The 14388-nt window shown below is 62.5% G+C and carries 13 protein-coding genes; 8 read left to right on the forward strand and 5 right to left on the reverse strand.

The annotated features are described in order from the left end of the window. The first annotated feature begins 59 nt into the window (after positions 1–59). The 6 genes from menD to murF all read left to right on the forward strand — a co-directional run bounded on the left by menD (position 60) and on the right by murF (position 7156). Positions 60–1790, forward strand: coding sequence for a 2-succinyl-5-enolpyruvyl-6-hydroxy-3-cyclohexene-1-carboxylic-acid synthase (menD, locus tag SynMEDNS5_RS05015; protein WP_370593588.1), 1731 nt, complete (start codon positions 60–62; stop codon positions 1788–1790). Positions 1791–1804: 14 nt separating this feature from the next. Further along, positions 1805–2680, forward strand: coding sequence for a 1,4-dihydroxy-2-naphthoyl-CoA synthase (gene menB, locus SynMEDNS5_RS05020; RefSeq protein ID WP_186585214.1), 876 nt, complete (start codon positions 1805–1807; stop codon positions 2678–2680). Positions 2681–2719: 39 nt separating this feature from the next. Then, complete coding sequence (locus SynMEDNS5_RS05025) at positions 2720–3376, forward strand: L,D-transpeptidase (protein WP_186585225.1); 657 nt, start codon at positions 2720–2722, stop codon at positions 3374–3376. Positions 3377–3437: 61 nt separating this feature from the next. Then, on the forward strand, positions 3438–5012 hold the full coding sequence (glgA, locus tag SynMEDNS5_RS05030; RefSeq protein ID WP_186585227.1) for a glycogen synthase GlgA: 1575 nt from the start codon (positions 3438–3440) through the stop codon (positions 5010–5012). Positions 5013–5018: 6 nt separating this feature from the next. Then, positions 5019–5744 carry a hypothetical protein gene (locus SynMEDNS5_RS05035; protein ID WP_186585229.1) on the forward strand — a complete coding sequence of 242 codons (726 nt, stop codon included), beginning with the start codon at positions 5019–5021 and terminating at the stop codon, positions 5742–5744. Next, a complete protein-coding gene (gene murF / locus SynMEDNS5_RS05040) occupies positions 5741–7156 on the forward strand; it encodes a UDP-N-acetylmuramoyl-tripeptide--D-alanyl-D-alanine ligase (protein ID WP_186585231.1) in 1416 nt (471 codons plus the stop codon). The genes SynMEDNS5_RS05035 and murF overlap by 4 nt, the downstream gene beginning before the upstream one ends. Here the strand turns inward: murF and SynMEDNS5_RS05045 are convergent, their stop codons facing one another. The 5 genes from SynMEDNS5_RS05045 to SynMEDNS5_RS05065 form a co-directional block, all read right to left on the reverse strand. After that, entirely contained in the window at positions 7157–7351 is a 195-nt protein-coding gene (locus SynMEDNS5_RS05045; RefSeq protein ID WP_011932937.1) for a hypothetical protein, read from the reverse strand. Between the two features lie 184 nt (positions 7352–7535). Then, positions 7536–8879, reverse strand: a complete 1344-nt coding sequence (glmU, locus tag SynMEDNS5_RS05050; RefSeq protein WP_186585856.1) for a bifunctional UDP-N-acetylglucosamine diphosphorylase/glucosamine-1-phosphate N-acetyltransferase GlmU — start codon at positions 8877–8879, stop codon at positions 7536–7538. 34 nt (positions 8880–8913) lie between these two features. Next, entirely contained in the window at positions 8914–9837 is a 924-nt protein-coding gene (locus SynMEDNS5_RS05055; protein WP_186585233.1) for a tRNA (5-methylaminomethyl-2-thiouridine)(34)-methyltransferase MnmD, read from the reverse strand. Continuing rightward, positions 9812–11131, reverse strand: a complete 1320-nt coding sequence (gene aroA / locus SynMEDNS5_RS05060; protein WP_186585235.1) for a 3-phosphoshikimate 1-carboxyvinyltransferase — start codon at positions 11129–11131, stop codon at positions 9812–9814. The genes SynMEDNS5_RS05055 and aroA overlap by 26 nt, the downstream gene beginning before the upstream one ends. Before the next feature lie 5 nt (positions 11132–11136). Further along, on the reverse strand, positions 11137–12717 hold the full coding sequence (locus SynMEDNS5_RS05065; RefSeq protein WP_186585237.1) for a UbiD family decarboxylase: 1581 nt from the start codon (positions 12715–12717) through the stop codon (positions 11137–11139). Positions 12718–12781: 64 nt separating this feature from the next. On the opposite strand from SynMEDNS5_RS05065, the gene SynMEDNS5_RS05070 reads away from it, so the two are divergent. Both SynMEDNS5_RS05070 and SynMEDNS5_RS05075 read left to right on the forward strand, forming a co-directional pair. Continuing rightward, positions 12782–13522 (forward strand): 2-phosphosulfolactate phosphatase family protein, encoded by a 741-nt coding sequence (locus SynMEDNS5_RS05070; protein ID WP_186585239.1) that lies wholly within the window; start codon positions 12782–12784, stop codon positions 13520–13522. Positions 13523–13559: 37 nt separating this feature from the next. Then, positions 13560–14381 carry a carbon-nitrogen hydrolase family protein gene (locus SynMEDNS5_RS05075; RefSeq protein ID WP_186585857.1) on the forward strand — a complete coding sequence of 274 codons (822 nt, stop codon included), beginning with the start codon at positions 13560–13562 and terminating at the stop codon, positions 14379–14381. Positions 14382–14388: the final 7 nt, after the last annotated feature.

Here is a 14388-nt window from a genome sequence, read left to right on the forward strand (position 1 = left end):
CATCAGCGCCGACGACTGGTCTGAGCCACGCCACCGCCAATCTCAGGGCCGCCGTCAGCCTGCTGGCCCATCTGCAGCACCGGGGACTTCAGCAGATTGTTCTCTGCCCTGGCAGCCGCTCCGCTCCTCTGGCCCTTGCGGCCGGCGGCTTGGCCAGGCAGGGGGGGCTGACGTTGGTGACCGCGATCGATGAGCGTTCAGCTGGTTTTCATGCCCTTGGGCTCGCCCTGGCGTCCGGTCGTGCCACAGCGGTGATCACCACGTCTGGGACGGCTGTGGCCAATCTTCTGCCCGCAGCCGTCGAGGCTGATCGTTCCTGCATTCCCCTGCTGCTGCTCACGGCCGACCGACCGACGCGCCTGAAGGACTGCGGCGCCAACCAAACCGTGAATCAGGAGCAGTTTCTTGCTCCTGTTTGCCGCGCGTTTCTGAGCACCCCAGGCGAGGGGCTTCACCACCAGGGCGACGTTCAGCTGCAGACCCTGGCGTCGACGCTCTGGGAGAGGGCGCTGGGATCGGCTGGGCCCGTGCACCTGAATGTGCCGTTTGAGGAACCACTCCATCCCAGCGAGAGCGAGCAGCAGGCGTTTTGGTCGGCGTGGCAACCCCTGTCTGGCGTTGGTGGCGAGCGTTGTCCTGCTGAGCCACTCCCCACACCCTGGGATGGTCCGGTTCCGGACTGGTCCCGTCCGGGCGTGGTGGTGGCAGGACCCTGGCGTGGTCTGAAGGCGGACCTTCCGGCTTACCAGCGGGCGTTGCAGGAGTTGGCCCTCACCAGCGGCTGGCCTGTTCTGTTGGATCCTCTGGCTGCTGCACCCCAGGACCTACCGGGGGTGATCCGCCATTGGGACCTGATGTTGCCGGCCGGATTGCCCACGCCTAAGCCGTCGCTTCAGGTGTTGCGCCTCGGTCCTCTCCCGGCCAGCCGCCGGCTTGAAGCCTGGCTGCGCGCGCTGGGACCAGGCCAACTGCTGATCAGCGAGGGAGACTGCCGCGGCCTCGACCCCCTGGGCCTGGCAGACCAGTGCAGCCTTGGGCTCTCCAGTTGGTGGCAAAGTTTCTCCCCCCAGCAGGTGTGCTCTGGGGAATGCCCCAGCGCCTTGCTCACGGCCTGGCGTGCTCTGGAGGCGGTCGTGGAGCGTGCGCTTGCCCAGCCGTTCCCCCAGGCAGGCCCCGTCAGCGAACCGGCCTTGATGCGGCGTCTGCCTCGGTTGTTGCCGCCAGCCCTGCCGGTGATGCTGGCCGCCAGCAGTCCCGTGCGGGACTGGCAGGCCTTTGCGGCTGCAGATTCCGGCCAACGCCGTTGCTTCAGTTTCCGCGGAGCCTCCGGCATCGATGGGACCCTGTCCCTTGCCGTCGGTCTTTCTCGGGAGCTCGGCCCCCTGCTGCTGCTCACTGGCGATCTGGCTCTCCTGCATGACAGCAATGGCTGGCTGCTGGCGTCGGCCTCAGCACCACCTTTGTTGGTGCTGCTGATTGATAACGGCGGCGGCGGCATCTTCGGGCAACTGCCGATTCCAACCGGCTCGGCAGCTGAGTTCGACCATCTGTTCGCCATGCCCCAGGCGGTGGATCCGCTGGCGTTGGCCAGGGCTCACGGTGTGCCCACCCGTCAGCTGGCCTGCCTTGAGGATTTGCCCCATGCCCTGGAGTGGGGACTGGACCAGAGGCGACCAGTGCTGCTGCGGGTCTGCACGAACCGGATTGCTGATGCCGCTTTGCGGCAGACGTTGCGGCGACAGGTGCAGCAGGCGCTCTGCGGTGATCAAGGCAGTACAAAAGAAGACTGATCCTCTCCGCCTCTATGGCTGATCCCACCTCCCGATCCGTGCTTCCTGGTGATCCGGGCGTGGTGTGGCACCCCTGGGGGGACTACAGCGATGTGCTGTTGGATCGAGCCCAGCCGGGCATCGCGCGGGTGGCCATCAATCGCCCGCACAAGCGCAACGCCTTTCGCCCGCGCACGGTGGTGGAACTCTGTGATGCCTTCACCCGCATCCGCGATGACAGCAGCATCGGCGTTGTGCTGTTCACCGGCGTTGGTCCTGCGGATGACGGTGGCTACGCCTTCTGCGCCGGCGGCGACCAGAGTGTGCGTGGTGATGGCGGCTATCTCGATGAGGAAGGCCTGCCTAGGCTGAATGTGCTCGATCTGCAGCGGATCATTCGCAGCCTCCCCAAGGTGGTGATCGCCCTGGTGGCTGGGTATGCCATCGGTGGGGGGCAGGTGCTGCATCTGCTCTGTGATCTCAGCCTTGCCGCAGAGAATGCCGTGTTCGGACAGACCGGCCCGCGGGTCGGCAGCTTTGATGGCGGTTTCGGTGCGGGCTATCTGGCCCGGGTCGTGGGTCAACGCAAGGCCAGGGAAATCTGGTTTCTCTGCCGTCGCTATGGGGCGGAGGAGGCCCTGCGAATGGGATTGATCAATGCCATCGTTCCGCTGCACAAGCTCGAAGCCGAAGGCGTGCGTTGGGCTCAGGAGGTCCTTCAGCACAGCCCCACGGCGATTCGCTGCCTGAAAGCCGCCTTCAATGCCGAAACCGATGGCCTGGCAGGCATTCAGGAACTGGCCGGTCAGGCCACCCATCTCTTCTACCGAACGGAGGAGGGGCAGGAGGGGCGCAACGCGTTCCTTGAGAAGCGGGATCCTGATTTCTCAGGCTCCCCCTGGCTCCCTTAGCTAAAAAAGTTGCATCGTTCACCTCGTTTCGGCGCCGCGATGCTCCAACGCATCCTTCCAGCAACCATCGGACTGCTCGCCCTGGCTGCGCTCACTCCGCTGCCCTTGATGCGGTCTGTTCAGGCGGCGGAAGTTTCCAAGGCTGAAGTCGATGAGGCTCCAGCACAACGGGAACCGGATCCGATTCCTCCCCTTGCGGCACCGGTCAGCGATGCCGATTCGATGGCCCGCGTCCCTTCGGATCTTTTGCAGCGTGTGGGTCTGCAGCTCGTGCTCGATCGCCAGCACCGGCAGGTGCTTGTGCTCCACGATGGTTTGCTAACGCGCCGATTCCCTGCGGCCGTGGGCACGGTCGGCTGGGAAACTCCTGCCGGGCGGTTCCGGGTGATGCAGATGGTGAAGGAGCCGGTATGGACCCATCCCGTAAGCGGTGAACTGCTGGGCCCCGAGGTGGAAACCAACCCGCTGGGATCCCGTTGGATCGGATTCCATCGCGACTGCAAGGGCCGCACAGGCTGGGATGGTGAGCAGTATCTCGATATCGACGGCTGCACGGTGGCGGGGTTTCACGGCACCCCCTACCGCTGGACGGTGGGACGGGCCGTGTCCCATGGCTGTGTGCGTCTCTACGAAGAGAACGTTCAGGAGATTTTTGAGATGGTGCGGGTCGGCACTCCGGTGACAGTGCTCCCTTGACCGACCTCTGAACCCAGCTGAATACGCTTAAAGTCGCGCCGCCCAACCGGTTTGACTGACCATGCGCGTGCTCTTTGCTGCCGCTGAATGTGCACCGATGGTGAAGGTGGGCGGCATGGGCGATGTGGTCGGCTCGCTGCCGCCGGCCCTGGCGCAGCTCGGTCACGATGTGCGCCTGATCATGCCTGGCTACGGCAAGCTCTGGAGCTCTCTGGATATCCCTGCGGAACCGATCTGGCGGGCCCAGACCATGGGCACGGAATTCGCTGTCTTCGAGACGCGACACCCCACGAATGGTTTACCGCTTTACCTGGTGGGTCACCCCGTCTTCGATCCCGAGCGGATCTACGGCGGCGAGGATGAAGACTGGCGGTTCACCTTTTTTGCCAGTGCAGCGGCCGAATTCTCCTGGAACGTCTGGAAGCCCCAGGTTCTGCATTGCCACGACTGGCACACCGGCATGATTCCGGTGTGGATGCACCAGGACCCTGAGATCAGCACGGTGTTCACGATCCATAACCTCAAGTACCAGGGACCCTGGCGCTGGAAGCTGGATCGCATCACCTGGTGTCCCTGGTACATGCAGGGAGACCACACCATGGCGGCTGCGCTTCTTTACGCCGAGGGGGTTAACGCCGTGTCGCCCACCTATGCCCAGGAAATTCGCACCTCTGAATACGGCGAGAAGTTGGAGGGTTTGCTCAACTACATCTCAGGAAAGTTGCGCGGCATTCTCAACGGCATCGATCTAGAGGCCTGGAATCCAGCTACCGACAAGGCTCTGCCCGAGAACTTCAGCTCCACCAACCTGGCTGGGAAAGCCACCTGCAAACAGGTCCTGCAGGAACGCATGGGACTGGCTGTGAACCCTGACACCTTCCTGGTGGGCATGGTGAGCCGTCTGGTGGATCAAAAGGGAGTGGATCTGCTGCTGCAAGTGGCCGATCGCCTGCTCGCCTACACCGACTCGCAGATTGTTGTTCTCGGAACCGGGGATCGCGGTCTGGAGTCCGGTCTGTGGCAACTGGCCTCACGCCACCCAGGGCGTGTTGCTGTCTTCCTTGCCTACGACGACGCTCTCTCGCGTTTGATCTATGCAGGAAGCGATGCCTTCCTGATGCCCAGCCGCTTTGAACCCTGCGGCATTAGCCAGCTCTATGCGATGCGCTACGGCTGCGTGCCTGTGGTGCGCAAGGTCGGCGGGTTGGTGGATACGGTGCCTCCCCACGATCCCCGGCAGAAGACCGGAACGGGATTCTGCTTTGACCGGTTTGAACCTGTGGATTTCTATACCGCTTTGGTTAGGGCCTGGGAGGCCTTCCGCCATCAGGAGAGTTGGAAGGAGCTTCAGCGGCGCGGGATGGAGCAGGATTACAGCTGGGCCCGCTCAGCATTGGAGTACGACCATCTGTACCGCGACGTCTGCGGTCTCAAGGAGCCCAGTCCTGATGCCGCTGCGGTGGAACAGTTCTCCCAGGGGCAGGAGGCCGATCCCTCCCGTCACGGTGGATCCCCACAGGCTCTCTCACCCTCTGATGAAGGCCCCATTGAGAGCAGCGAGCAATTCGGTGCTTCCAGGCCGGTGCGCACCAGTCGCAACCCTCTCGCCAGGCTGCTCGGCAAACAGCGACGATGATCGTCTATGGCTGAACCCCAGGACAAAGGCGCCTTACCAGCTCCCTACCAGAGTCCATGGGAAGCCTTGCGCCGTGATGTGCCCGCTGCGCTGGCCGATCTGCGTCTTCGGGCTCAGGAACTCTGGCGACGCAATCGAGAGGGAGATCTCTCCACACCGGGGTTCTGGCCCCAGGATCTGGCCCCGTTGTTCTGGCCGCTGCTCCTGGTGCTAGTCGTCTCCTTGCTGGTGTTGGGGGGACTGCAACTCAAGGGAGCGCTAGCACCTGGGGAGGACCCCGAGCCTCCAGGCATCGAGCGCATTCTCACCACACCGCTGCCCGAGGCCAGACCTCTGGCAGCGATCCCGGAGCCTGAGCTACCCGATCCCATGGTTGCTGACCCTGTGGTTGCTGACCCTGTGGCCGCCGAGCCGGAGCCCCCGCTGTTGCAGGTCACGCCCCTCCTAAGCCTTCTCGCTGCTGTGGATCGTGATTCCGCCATCCCGGAGGGTCTGCTGCTGACAGCGCAACCGGTTCCGGAGCGCAATGGGGCTGTGCTCACGCTTGATACCAAGCAGTGGCTGGCCCTTGCGCCATCCCAACGGCATGATCGCGCTGAAGCCTGGTGGCAACAGCTTCAGGAGGAGGGGTATGACGATCTCACCCTTGAGGATGCTGGCCACCATCTGCTGGCAAGGCCATCCCGCGTCGGCAGAGGCATGATCATGTTCGATCCGCAGAAAACACCGTGACACTGCAGCTCTCCCAGCTGGTGGAGCTCTGGGGGCAGCCCCTCTGGACGGGTGGGCCATTACCGGATCTGTCCAAGGCCCTCGGACCGGTCTGCACCGACAGCCGCACGCTGGAGCCAGGATCGTTTTTCATCCCACTGCGGGGGGAGCGATTCGATGGTCATCGCTTTCTCAGCACTGCTGTTGAGAGAGGAGCTCAGGCTGCCTTCGTGGCCAGCGATTGCGCCCATGCAGTACCAGGCGGCCTGCTGCACTGGAAAGTGGCGGATACGCTCGAGGCCTACCAACAGCTGGCCACCCTCCATCGCCGCCAACTGAACGCAGCCGTGGTGGCGGTGACCGGATCGGCCGGAAAGACCACCACCCGTGAATTGATTCGCTCGGCGCTGGCTCCCCTGGGCGATGTGCAAGCCAGCGATAGCAACAACAACAACGACATCGGTGTGCCCCTCACCCTTCTTGGTGCCCACCGCGGCCATGCGGCGGTGGTTGTGGAGATGGGCATGCGTGGAGCCGGTGAGATTGAACGTCTCTCGTGTTGTGCTGAACCGGAGATCGCTGTGATCACCAATATCGGCACGGCGCATATCGGACGGCTTGGGAGCCGTGCGGCCATTGCTTCCGCCAAATGTGAAATCACCGCGGCACTGTCAACGCGTGGCGTTGTGGTGATTCCGGCTGGTGATGCGCTTCTGGAGGATGCGTTGTCGAGGTGCTGGACGGGCCGCATTTTGCGCGTGGCCCTCGAGGGGGATGAGCCCGAGGATGGCCCTGAGGTGAGTGGACTGACCTCAGGAGCTCTTCCGGCTCCCGATCTTGTGGGTAATTTTCAGCTGGAGGATCAGTTGCTCGCGTTTCAAGGAATGCGGTTTCGCTGTCCTCTCGAGGGGCGACACAATGCCCGTAATTTCATGCTGGCTCTGGCGGTCGCCTTGGAACTCAAGGTGCCCCTGCAATCCCTCGAGGCCATCGATGTTGCGATGACGGGCGGACGGAACAGACGCCTGGCTGTGGGCGGCGTTTCCCTGCTCGATGAGACCTACAACGCGTCACCGGAAGCGGTGTTTGCAGCCCTGGAGTTGCTCGCTCACCAACCGGGAGGTCGTTTTGCGGTTTTGGGAACCATGCTGGAGCTCGGCAGTCGCAGCGTTGAATTGCACCAGAGGGTGGCTCAGAAGGTTGTTGACCTCAAGCTTGATGGACTGGTGGTCGTCGCAGGCGGTGAAGAAGGCGACGCGATGGAAGCCACCGCTGGCTCCCTCGCCCGTTTTGAAAGGGTTCAGACTCCTGAACAGGCGGCCCTTCCTCTGGCGGGTTGGTTGAAGCCTGGAGACACAGTGCTTCTCAAGGCCAGCCGTGGAGTGGCGCTGGAGCGCCTGATTCCTCCCCTGCAGACCAAGCTGATCGGGTGATCAGGCGGCAACCAGGCTGGAGTGGCCTTCTTCGCAGCGGATCAGATCGATGGCGTTGGGATGGTCTTTGATGTACTTGATCATCTCCATGGCCAGGACCCGAGCCTCAAAAGCATCGCCGGCGTAATAGCAGCCTTCGATGCGATTGCTGTTGGCATCGCGGTAGCGCACGGTGTAGCGCTTGTGATCGTGCATGGATCCAGTGGATGGATACTTCCAACCTCACGCATGAATGGCCTTTTGCCATCATCAGTTCGTGAAGAGAATCTGGTGATTTGAATAAGTTTCTTGGGGGTTAATTCTTCCTTGATCTTTTCTTCTCAGAGGCGCAATTTGATGCGGAATCGCTGACTCTTAATCCAGCACAATCACGTTTTTTTCAGGAATTCCAGCCCTCTTTCACCCATTGTTTGGCACGCCCCAGGGCCAGGGAACCATTCGCAACATCCTTGGTGATCGTGGAACCAGCACCGATCGTCACATCGTTGCCGATGGTGACCGGGGCGACCAGAACCGAATTGGCTCCCGTCTTGCTTCGGTCTCCGATCACGGTGCGGTGTTTGTTGACACCGTCGTAATTCGCGGTGATCGTTCCAGCGCCCACATTCACGTCTGCTCCAAGCTCTGCATCACCGATGTAGCTCAGGTGGTTCACCTTGCTGCCCGCGCCCAGGGTGCTCTTCTTCACTTCAACGAAGTTGCCGATACGGCAACCTTCACCGATGTCTGCCGCCGGCCTCAGGTTGGCAAAGGGGCCAATCGCCACATCTCGGGCGACTTTGGCGCCGCGAATCACCGAATGCAGCACGGTGACATTTTCGGCCAGCTCGGAATCTTCAAGCAGGCTGCCAGGTCCGAGGCGGCAGTTGTCGCCGATGCTGCACACACCGCGCAGATGGGTCTGGGGTTCGATCACAACGTCGCGTCCAAACCGGCAGGACTCACTCAGGGTGCAGCTGGCTGGATCCACGAAGGTCACGCCCTGATCCATCCAGTGTTCGCGCAGGCGCTGCTGGAGGAGCGTTTCGCACTGGGCCAGCTGACGTCGGTTGTTGATTCCGTTCACTTCATCGGCATCCGCCACCTCCAGATGCATGGCCCGCTCCAGCATTGAGACGGTATCGGTGAGATACAGCTCACCCTGGTCGTTGTCGGTGCTGAGGTTGGGCAGCACGTCCAGGAGCTTGCTCCAGTTGAAGCAGTAGATGCCGGCGTTGGTCAGGGTGTTGCGTCGCTGCGCTTCCGTGCAATCACGATGCTCAACAATGGCGCTCACCCGCCCGTCGTCATCGGCGAAGACGCGCCCGTATCCAGTTGGATCCTCCAGCCGCGCAGTGAGCAATGTCACGTCGGCACCGCTGTTGCGGTGCGTTGCCACCAGCTGCTCAATGGTTTCGGCCCGAAGCAGGGGAACGTCTCCATTCAGGACCAGCAATTCCCCGCTAAAGCTCTGAAGGGGAGCGATTAATTGCTGAACGGCGTGTCCGGTTCCGTTCTGCGGTTGCTGGAGAACGAATTCCAAACCTCCGAGATGATTCAGTTGCTCCTCCACGCGTTCGGCTTGATGCCCCACGATCAGGATCCGGCGTTCTGGTGCCAGCGTTCTGGCACTGGCGAGCACCCGTTCCACCAGCGTGGCTCCTGCCAGGGGCTGCAGCACCTTCGGCAGCGCACTCTTCATTCGAGTGCCTTTTCCTGCGGCCAGAACGGCAACGGCGAGCATGGTCTGCAGAACGAACCCGGGGAATCTACCGGCATCAGCTGGTGGCGTCTTGCCGCCACCTCCTTTGCCAGGCATTGGTCGCTTCGAGGTTGCAGCTCGCCTGTTCCAGGCTCCGTCGCCGCAGGATGACAGCGCTGTCGTCAGCGCTGCTGGGATCACGAAAAGGCACGGCAGCACGGGTGTGGAGGTGCTCTTCCTCCATAGCCAACAGCGCTCTCCAGCCCGGTCCAGCAACTGGAATCGGCGGTCCGGGCCGCACGGCCATCGTGCCGCTGCTCCAGCCTGGCCGTTCACCGGGAGCTGGCAGGAGCGACAACAGCGTCAAACCGTTTCGTCGCAGGCTGGCCCTCACCGCCGCTGAACGGCTGTAGGTCAGCAGACGTCCGCCTGCTGCCAGACGTCCGGCCAGGTCTGCCAGGAACTCTTCAGTCCATAACTCTGGACAGCGCTGCGGTGAGAAGGCGTCCTGGAGGATCAGATCAAAACACTGGTCTCCGGGGATCTCCTGCAGCATGCGCCGGGCGTCTCCCCAGAGCAGCTCGCCGCTGCTTCGGTTGTGATGCCAACCCCCGTGATCACGCATCTGTTCGAGGATCTGCAGGACGGATGGCGACCAGCTGCTGCGGAATTCCGGCTGGGCTAAGGCCAGCTCCAGAGGTCGCCGGTCAAGCTCCAGCCCCCACCACATCAGCTCTGGAGCTGGTGAGGGCAGCGCTTCCAGCACCGCGGCGCTGTTGTATCCAAGCCCGACGCAGACATCCAGAACCCTGAGCGGTGTCCCGTTGCGGAATCGCTCCAGCTGGGCTGGCACGGCGAACTTGGCAATGGCTTCGTTGCGGGCCCCGGCGGAGTTGTGAAAGGCCTCACCAAACCGCTCGCTTTGCAGGCTGAAACTCCCGTCCGCAGTCGGATAGGCGTGCAGTGGTCCGAGGTCAGGTCCGCAGTCGGGCAAGGTCATCCCAGAACGAGGGGTAAGACACCGCCGCGGCCTCGCTTCGATCCAGTGTTGAGTCACCGCTGGCTAGCAGCGATGCCACCGCCAAACTCATTGCCACGCGGTGATCCGTTTCACTGTCCAACTCCGCCCCTCGCAGGGGACGGCCTCCGCGAATCACCAGACCGTCGGGAGTTTCAACGATGTCAGCGCCCATGGCCTTGAGTTGACGGGCCATCACGGCCAGGCGATCTGTTTCCTTCACTCGAAGCTCGGCGGCTCCGCTGATGTGGCTTTCGCCGTCGCAAAAACAGGCCGCCACCGTGAGGATCGGCACTTCATCCAACAGCCTGGGCATGATCTCCTCCCCGAAGCGGAATGGTTGCAGTGGGCCGCAGGTCACGCGCAGATCGCCGACGGGCTCTCCAGCCACATCGCGGCGGTTGAGCACCTCGATCTTCGCTCCCATCTGTTCCAGCACATCCAGCACGCCGGTGCGGGTGGGGTTCAACCCCACGTTCTCCACGGTGAGATCAGCGCCTGGAACCAGGGCACCGGCCACCAGCCAGAAGGCTGCCGAACTGATATCGCCTGGGACCACCACGTGCTGTCCCTTCAGCTGAGAACCTGGCTGCACAAGGATGTGTCGCCCCATTTCTCCTCCCACGCTGAGATCGGCTCCGAACGCTTTCAGCATGCGCTCGCTGTGGTCTCTGGAGGGAGCGGGTTCGATCACTGTGGTGGCACCTTCGGCGGTGAGTGCCGCCAGCAGCAATGCCGATTTCACCTGGGCACTGGCCACAGGGGTTCCCACCACGGCCCCCCGCAGCCGGCGACCCTGCACCGCTAACGGCGCATAGTTGCCATCACCACGGCCTCGGACCTCGGCGCCGAGCATGGCCAGGGGGTGGCCCACACGTTGCATCGGTCGTCTGCGTAGTGAGGCATCACCGGTGAGAACGAAGTGGCGCCCGTGACGGCCTGCCAGCAGCCCGAGCATCAGGCGCATGGTGGTGCCGGAGTTGCCGCAGTCGAGCACGGTGTCTGGCTCCTGCAGTCCATCGAGGCCGACTCCGGTGACGCGGATTAAGTCACCTTCAGCAATCGGGCTGATGGCAGCTCCCATCGCCCTCAGGCAGGCGGCGGTGCTGATTGGGTCTTCCGCAGGAAGTAAGCCTTCGATGGTGGTTTCACCCTCGGCAATGGCTCCGAACAGCAGGGCCCTGTGGGAGATCGACTTGTCTCCCGGGACCCTGACACGCCCCTTGAGGCTTCCGCCTGCTTTCAATTCACGGGCAGCGGCGGTGGATCCCGTCACGTGGTTCAGGAAGGTTTGGATGCCCGCGATCCTATGGGTCGGTTCTGCAGGAGAGCATCGAGGGCGTAGCCGAACAGGCTCGGATCCGGCTCTTGAGCCGCCAGATCGTCCAGCCCCAGTTCCTCCAGCCGGTCTGACACCCGTTGTTCGAGATCCTCGGGGCGGCTCAGGGGCTCTCCCCAGTCGTGATTTTTCTCCGGGCCGATCTTGGTGGTGGCATCGATGGCCATGCGTCCGCCCAGGCCAAGCTGCTCGCTGGCGAAGTCGAGGGTGTCGAATGGCGTGTTCTCGAGCACAAAGAGATCCCGCTGCGGGTCCACCTGAGCAGCGATGGCCCAAACAACCTGCCTGGGATCACGCACATTCAGATGGCTGTCGATCACCACAACAAATTTGGTGTACGTGAACTGGGGAAGTGCACTCCAGAAGGCCATGGCCGCCCGCTTTGCTTGCCCTGGATAGGCCTTGTCGATCGAGATCACCGCCAGCTTGTAGCTGAGGGCTTCCATAGGCAGGAAGAAATCCTTGATTTCAGGAATTTGTTGCCTCAGGATCGGCGTGTAGATCCTGTTGAGAGCGATCGCCAGCATCGCTTCTTCCTTTGGTGGCCGGCCGCTGAACGTGGTGAGGAAGATCGGATCACGGCGCTGTGTCATGCAGTGGAAGCGCACCAGGGGGGAGTCTTCGACGCCGCCGTAGAACCCCATGTGATCGCCGAAGGGGCCGTCAGGCAGGACCTCACCAGGAGTGATCGTTCCTTCCAGCACCACCTCGCTGTGGCTTGGGACCTGCAGATCGAGGGTCTTGCAGGGTGAGAGCCGAACCCCTTCGCCCGCATAGATCCCTGCGAAAAGCCACTCACTCAGTTGCACGGGGATCGGAGTGGCCGCGGCCATCACCAGCAGTGGGTGCACGCCGATGGCCACAGCTACCTCGAGTTTTTTGCCCATGGCTGCGGCTTTGCGCAGGTGGCGCGCACCACCACGCACGCTCAACCAGTGCACCGTCATGGTGTTGACCGATTGCCTTTGCAGCCGATACACGCCAACGTTCGGCACTCCGGTTTCCGGGTCCTTGGTGATCACCAGTCCGAGGGTGATCACGCCGCCTGCATCCCCTGGCCAGGGCCTGATCAGAGGGATCTGGCCGAGATCAACCTCATCCCCTTTGAAAATCTGTTGGCGGCATGGAGGCAGCAGATCCCGGTCGGGTCGTGCTTTCACCAGATCCCAGAAGACCCGCGCGAACTTCTTGGTTTCTCCAAGCCCTTTGGGAGGACGGGGCTGTTGCAGCAGGGCCAGCCGCTCTCCAAGCTCCTCCAGTTGCTCTGGCCGCTCGAGGCCCATGCTCCACACCACCCGTTCCACCGTTCCGAGCAGGTTCACGGCCACCGGCATGGAGGAGCCGATCACGTTCTCGAAGAGAAGCGCCGGCCCACCATTGGCCAGAACGCGATCGGCGATGGCGGCCAGTTCAAGATCGGGATCGACGGGAGCCTGGATCCGCCTCAGTTGTCCACGCTCTTCCAAGAGTTGGATGAAGGAACGCAGATCCCGGGTGCCGGGGCCGGGGCGGAACAGAGCCATGAAGACAACACCTCAGCGGTGGGTGGTCTCGGTACTGTGACGCACGCGGATCATGAGCGTGGCCATGCAGCTTTCCTATTTCCATGTGGCGGCCGATGTTCCTGATGCCATTGGCGCGCCGGATGGACCTGATGCTGCTGTGGTGATTGATGTGCTGCGTGCCACCACCACCATCGCCTGGGCACTCCATAACGGAGCCGAGGCGGTTCAGGCCTTCGCCGATCTGGATGAGCTGCGCTTGCAGTCGCGAAACTGGCCTGAGCAATCCCGTTTGCTGCTGGGAGAGCGAGGCGGCCAGATGCTTGAAGGATTCGATCTCGGGAATTCTCCTGTTGCTGTGATTCCGGAAGTGGTGCAGGGAAAACGCCTGTTCATGAGCACCACCAATGGCACGCGCGCTCTTCAGCGGGTGCGTGATGTGTCCGTGGTGATGACGGTGGCTCTCCCCAACCGCCTGGCGGTGGCGCAGCGACTCCTGCACGACAAACCGGAGCGTCTGTGGATGGTGGGCAGTGGATGGGAAGGCACCTATTCACTTGAGGATTCTCTGGCGGCAGGGGCACTGGCCGAGGCACTGGTGGCTTCAGGAGCCCAGGTCGCCAACGATGAACTGCAGGCGGCCCTGGCCCTTTGGGCGCAGTGGAAGCACGACCCTGAGGCCTGCTTGCGCGTCGCGTCCCACGGCCAGCGACTGACGCGCCTGGGGAATCACGACGCCGATTTCAGTTGCTGCGCCGGTCTGGATCAGTTGAGTGTGGTGCCAACGCAGACTGAACCAGGGGTTTTAAGAGCCATCCACGTCTGAGCAGCCATACCATTTGCATCGACCGCATTCGATGGCTGTGAGTGATTTTCTGGCGGCTGCCGTGCAACTCACCAGCACGTCAGATCCCGAGACCAACTTCAGTGCTGCTGAAGAACAGATTGATCTGGCGGCCCGTCGGGGCGCTGAGCTGATCGGACTTCCTGAGAATTTCGCCTTCATCGGTGAACCTGAGCAGCGTCTCGCGATCGCACCGGCACTCGCCGATCAGGCGTCCCAGTTCCTGATCACCATGGCGCGTCGCTACCAGGTGGTGATTCTCGGCGGGGGATTTCCCGTTCCAGTGGGTGATGGTGCTCACACATGGCAGAGAGCTCAGTTGGTGGGACGGGATGGTCAAATCCTTGCCAGTTACGACAAAATCCACCTCTTCGATGTGGACCTGCCCGACGGAAGTTCCTACAGGGAATCCAGCAGTTTCACCCCTGGTTACACCCTTCCTCCGGTGGTGGATGTGCCTGGACTGTGTCGGGTGGGGGTGTCCATTTGCTACGACGTGCGCTTCCCTGAGCTCTATCGCCATCTCGTCGGCGCCGGAGCCGAGTTGCTGATGATTCCAGCTGCGTTTACGGCTTTCACGGGTAAAGACCACTGGCAGGTGCTGCTGCAGGCCCGTGCGATCGAGAACACGGCTTATGTGCTCGCTCCAGCGCAGACAGGCAGCGATGGCGCTCGTCGGTTCAGCCATGGTCATTCCATGGTGATCGATCCTTGGGGCACCGTTCTGGCCGATGCCGGTGTGTCCCAGGGCGCTGCCGTCGCTCCAGTGGATCTGGATCACCTCGCGCGCATTCGCAGTCAGATGCCTTGCCTGCAGCACCGCCGAACCACGGTGTTCTGAGCTTGGT

The organism is Synechococcus sp. MEDNS5, from assembly GCF_014279875.1.
Classification (GTDB): Bacteria; Cyanobacteriota; Cyanobacteriia; order PCC-6307; family Cyanobiaceae; genus Synechococcus_C.

Coding starts and splice junctions, on each gene's coding strand:
- menB (WP_186585214.1), top strand. CDS start 1,805: ATGGCTGATCCCACCTCCCGATCCGTGCTTCCTGGTGATCCGGGCGTG.
- SynMEDNS5_RS05025 (WP_186585225.1), top strand. CDS start 2,720: ATGCTCCAACGCATCCTTCCAGCAACCATCGGACTGCTCGCCCTGGCT.
- glgA (WP_186585227.1), top strand. CDS start 3,438: ATGCGCGTGCTCTTTGCTGCCGCTGAATGTGCACCGATGGTGAAGGTG.
- SynMEDNS5_RS05035 (WP_186585229.1), top strand. CDS start 5,019: ATGGCTGAACCCCAGGACAAAGGCGCCTTACCAGCTCCCTACCAGAGT.
- SynMEDNS5_RS05045 (WP_011932937.1), bottom strand. CDS start 7,351: ATGCACGATCACAAGCGCTACACCGTGCGCTACCGCGATGCCAACAGC.
- glmU (WP_186585856.1), bottom strand. CDS start 8,879: ATGCTCGCCGTTGCCGTTCTGGCCGCAGGAAAAGGCACTCGAATGAAG.
- SynMEDNS5_RS05055 (WP_186585233.1), bottom strand. CDS start 9,837: ATGACCTTGCCCGACTGCGGACCTGACCTCGGACCACTGCACGCCTAT.
- SynMEDNS5_RS05065 (WP_186585237.1), bottom strand. CDS start 12,717: ATGGCTCTGTTCCGCCCCGGCCCCGGCACCCGGGATCTGCGTTCCTTC.
- SynMEDNS5_RS05070 (WP_186585239.1), top strand. CDS start 12,782: ATGCAGCTTTCCTATTTCCATGTGGCGGCCGATGTTCCTGATGCCATT.